The organism is Phycisphaerae bacterium (assembly GCA_012729815.1).
Classification (GTDB): Bacteria; Planctomycetota; Phycisphaerae; order JAAYCJ01; family JAAYCJ01; genus JAAYCJ01.
Window position 1 is genome coordinate 1 of the sequence record JAAYCJ010000312.1, and the last position, 4,770, is coordinate 4,770.

At 66.2% G+C, this 4,770-nt stretch carries 3 protein-coding genes; 1 reads left to right on the plus strand and 2 read right to left on the minus strand.

Annotation, left to right across the window (positions count from 1 at the left end; translation table 11 throughout):
* The coding region (locus GXY33_20490) for a hypothetical protein (protein ID NLX07527.1) at positions 1–350 on the plus strand (350 nt) is incomplete at its 5' end.
* Between the two features lie 47 nt (positions 351–397).
* Here the strand turns inward: GXY33_20490 and GXY33_20495 are convergent.
* Positions 398–841: a hypothetical protein gene (locus GXY33_20495; protein ID NLX07528.1), complete on the minus strand. Its 444-nt coding sequence runs from the start codon at positions 839–841 to the stop codon at positions 398–400.
* Positions 813–4,526: a tetratricopeptide repeat protein gene (locus GXY33_20500; protein NLX07529.1), complete on the minus strand. Its 3,714-nt coding sequence runs from the start codon at positions 4,524–4,526 to the stop codon at positions 813–815. The genes GXY33_20495 and GXY33_20500 overlap by 29 nt, the downstream gene beginning before the upstream one ends.
* Positions 4,527–4,770: the final 244 nt, after the last annotated feature.

Consider the following 4,770-nt stretch of genomic DNA (forward strand, 5'->3'; position numbering starts at 1 on the left):
CGGGCAGCGGACCGGCGGCCTGGCTGATCCGCGAGGTGTTGGGTGTCAAGCCGCGCCGGCCGGGTTTTGCCGAAGTGGCGATCGAACCGCATTGCGGCGATCTGGCATGGGCCAGAGGCACGGTGCCGACGCCGATGGGAACGATCAGCATTTCGTGGTCGAAAGGCAGCGATGGCGGCCTTCGGGTTGAGACGGACGTGCCGGTAGGTGTTGGCGAAGCGCGGGTGTGGATGGAAGGGTTGAAGAGCGGGCACGTGGATGGTTCGGCGGTTCCTTTGGCGTTGGACGAGAGTGGCTGTAAGGTGCTGAAGGTCGCGTCGGCGGGTAGGCACATGGTTGAGTTGGCTTGACCACTCCCCTGCTGTCAGCCCTGCAAAAGCTTCGGCGCTTCAGGCGACTACTTCGGCCAGTTCAGCAATGCGCCGACCAGTTTCTTGAGCAGTGCGAGGTCGGTCGGTTTCTTTCGAAGCGTCAGCGACCAGGTTCCATCCGGGTTGCGGATGAATTCGACGTAGGTCTGGAGGACGATCAGCAGCGTGCTCGCGAGGAGGGCCGACCCTACCACGCCGAATCGTTCCGGTGCGGGGTGGTCGGCCATGTTCGCGATGACTTCGGCACACTGCTCGTCTTCAGCGGCCAGGGCCAGGGCGATGCGGGCAAGGTCGCCGTCGGCGGGCTTGTCTTGCGAGGACGGCTGGAGGTCCGGGTGGTGGGCGAGGGCGGCGCGGAGTTCGGGCGTCAGTTCGCGGACCACGTCAGGGCGGGGCGGGCATCGGTCCGCGAGGGTCGAGGCGATGCGGATCGCGGCTGCGTCATTCAGTTGGGCGATCGTGCTGTCCATGTGGGTCTCCTTCCGCCTGCGAGTTCGATCCTCCGTCGGCCACGGTAGCCGGCGGAACCTGGTCCTCCGGAAACGCCCCGAGCCCGGCGTCTTCCCACATCGCCCGGAGTCTGGGGAAAAGGGGCTCGGGAGCGCGTCTGTAGAGTATCAGGAAGTTCCGCATGCCTTGTTCGACACCCTGTTGGTCGTGCGTAAGCCGGAAGGCGAGAATCGATTTGATTAACCAAGTGCCCGAGTCTTCGAACCGGCCCTGAAGTTCGGCCAGGATCCCCAACTGCCCACAGGTGCTGGCGGCGCCGTGCTCGTCGCCGAGCTTCTCCCAGATCGGCAGCGAGCGGCGGTACCAGGTCTCGGCGGCGGGGAAATCGCGACGCTCCTGGGCAACCATGCCCAGTTGGTGGTACGTGATGGCGGCGCCGTGCTCGTTGCCGAGCTTCTCCTTGATCTCCAGCGACCGGCGGTACCAGCTCTCGGCGGCGGCGAAATCCCGACGCTCCTCGGCGACCATACCCAGTTGGTGATAGGTCATCGTGGCACTGTGCTCGTCGCCGAGCTTCTCCTCGATCTCCAGCGACCGGTGGTACCAGCTCTCGGCGGCGGCGAAATCCCGACGCTCCTGGGCGACTATGCCCAGTTGGTGGTAGGTGCTGGCGGCGCCGTGCTCGTCGCCGAGCTTCTCCTCGATCTCCAGCGACCGGTGGTACCAGCTCTCGGCGGCGGCGAAATCCCGACGCTCCAGGGCGACCGTGCCCAGTTGGAGGTAGGTGCTCGCGGCGCCGTGCTCATCGCCGGGCTTCTCCTTGATCTCCAGCGACCGGCGGTACCACATTTCGGCGGCAGCGAAATCCCGATGCTCCTGGGCGACCCGGCCCAGTTGGTGATAGGTGAGCGCGGCACCTTGCTCGTCGCCGAGCTTCTCCGTGATCTCCAGCGAACGGCGGTACCAACTCTCGGCAGCGGCGAAATCCCGCCGCTCCAGGGCGACCGTGCCCAGTTGGAGGTAGGTGCTCGCCGCACCGCGCTCGTTGCCGAACTTCTCCTCGATCTCCAGCGACCGGCGATACCAACTCTCGGCGGCGGCGAAATCCCGACGCTCCTGGGCGACTATGCCCAGTTGGTGGTAGGTGGCGGCTTCTGTCTTCTTGTCGCCTCGTGCGGCACAGTTCTCTGCCAGCGATCCGAACAGCCGTTCGGCCTCCTTCCAGTTGCGGGTGTTCTGAGCATGGGCGGCCAGCGACTGGGTCAAGGCGGCACAATCAACGGCCATCGCCAGCCGCAGGGCCTGGTTGCGGGCGGAGTGGAGGTTGGCTTGGTGGATGTGGAACGGAAGTTGCTGCTCGTGAAGCGGGCGCGGGGCAAGGTGATCGGCAAAAGTGCCCATGACGTCAACGAAGGCGCGGGTCCAGCGGTCTCGGAGATCGGCAGCAACGGAGGGCAGGAAGGTCGAGCGGAGGTATCCGGTCAGGGCGGGATGGAGTTCGTAGATTTGTCCCTGGACGAGGTTGCGGAGCAGTCCGGCGTTGGTGAGGACATCAAGGGCGGCGCGGAGCCGCTGGTCCGTCCATTGTGGATCGACCTGCTTGGCCATGTGTTGAAGCAAGCTCGCATCGAGGAATCGTTCGTGGAGGGCCAGGCCAATCAGCAGATTGCGATCGGCCTGCGGCAGGGCTGTTTGTGCAAAGGCCAGCGTGGCATAGAGCTTCCGCTGGCTCTCGTCCTGGCCGAGGTCCAGATCGGCCAGGTTGGACCGCAGGGCCGCGGCGATGGCTTTCGCGGGCATCTCTGCGAGTTTGGGGACAATCACCCGCATGGCCAGCGGGTGGCCGTCGAGCAGGGCCATCAGCTCGACCTGATCCATGTCTTCGCGGTCCACCTTTTTGCCGAGTTGGTCGAGGATGGCTTGGCAGTACTCCCAGCGTTCCTCGCCGTCGAGGCCAGACAGGGAAACCGGACAGCGGGTTTCGCCCAGCCAGGTCTCCTCGCTTCGGCTGGTGATCAGGATTTTGGTTTGGCCGCCGTGGAGCTTTTTCAGGAGGGCCAGGAGATGGTCGCGGTCGTCGTCGGAGAGGTTGGCGGGAATCCCGGCGGCGGGAATGCCTTTGGCCACCTCAAAATTGTCCCAGACGACCAGCAGCGGATGCTCGTGGAGCGCCTTGGCCAAGGCGTCGATGCGCGTCTCGATCGGATGGGCGGCGAAGTTGGGGCCGAAGATGGGCTCGCCCATGCGGTTGATCACATAGTCGGCGCTTCGGACCTCGACGAAGCTGATCCAAAGGCACCCGTTGCCGAGGCCCTGGGTCTGGCTGAGCCAGTGGACAAAGCCGCGGGCGAGGGTGGTCTTGCCGACGCCGCCGAGGCCGTGGACGAGGATGGCCGGCCGCGGGCGGCGCAGGGCCCGCTCCAGTTCGAGGACGGCCCCGTCGCGTCCGACAAAGCCGTAGGGGTTTTCGCGGTCGGCGGCCTCTTCGGGCAGGGCTGCGGGTTTGGCCTTCTCTTTTTTGGCTGCGGCGGCGAAGGAGAAATCGTGCGGCTGCTGCTGGTAGAGGACGGGGACGAGCCAGTCGCGGAGGGGAAATCGTCCGCGTGCGCAGACCCGGCCGTCCTGGTGGAACATCCGCTGGCGACCGGCGCGGACGGCCTCGGCGACGTTGCCGGCTTCGAACAGGCGGCGGTAGAAGGCGGGCAGGAATTCCTGGGCGGCGCTGACGTAGAGGGAGTAGGCCATAGCCACGACGCTGCGGATGCCAGCCTGGAGCAAAGCGGCGGCGACGCCGGCGAAGGGATTTTTGGCCCGGCCGTCGATCATGCCGGACTGGCAGGCGTTCAGGACGACGGCGGGGATGCGGAACTCGCGGAGCAGCGGGGCGAGTTTCTCGGCTGGGACCGGGTCGGGGTCGCCGTCGGGTTTCTCGAAGACCAGTTGGCCCTGGGCGGTCAGCGCGTAGAGCGAAACCGCTGAGTGGGGATCGGCGCCGTAGGAGCCGTGGCCGTCGAAGTGGAGGATGTGGTAGAAGTTCGGCCGTTCGCGCAGGTGCTCGCACAGGCGGCCAAAGGTGGGCGGGCGAAGCACGTGGACATGGGCGGGCAGATCGCGGGTCTCGATCAGTTCGACGAGAGGCCGGGAGATGGAGCGATATCGCACGTCGCGGGCGAACGGGCGAGCGGTGACCAGGAGAATGTTGACCGCGTCGCTGGGCAAGTTTTCGGGCATCGGCTGCGGATCGGCGGTTTGGTAGACCCGCCGCTCGATCCGGCAGAGCTGGCCCAGCGGCGAGGACAAGCCGTCGTCGTGAAGGGCCTCCCACGGCCAGGCGAGCACCTGCGGGTCGCTGCTGGCGACCTGCAGGACCAGATTCTCGTGGCCGTCGCCGCAGGCGTGGTCGAGCATGACGGCGGCTTCGCGGCCGCCGAAGAGGCCGCGGAAGCAGGCCCGGCCCCAGTCCTGGAGGACGGTCTGGACCCGCTCGGCGCGTTCGGTATCCGGCGAGAACGGGTAGTCGAGAAAGTTTTCGAGGTACCACTGCAGGGGCTGGGCCAGTCCGCCATCGGGCCAGCCGGGCACCGCGACGGCGGCCGGCGAAGGCACGTCACCGGCTGGAACGGCTTTGGTGTCATCGCCAGCGCGGACGATCTGGAACCGCGGAGGATCGCTTGCCTCGATATGCTGGATCACCAACGTCGCCACAGCCGCACCTCACGCTACGTTTCCAGGTGTTCCCAACCCGCCAAAGGGCATTTTCCACCTGCGGCTGGTCGCTGTCAACTGACTCTGGCGACGATGGAGATCGCCACGCGCGAGACAATCAAGGCATCCGCTGGTCTGTCTTGCGTTTCTCGATGGCGTGACAGCAGAAGCGGCCGCAGCGAGGGCATCGGCCGATGGTGCATTTTTTCCGCGAGGCTGCGCCAAGGCGGATGCCGTACTTGCC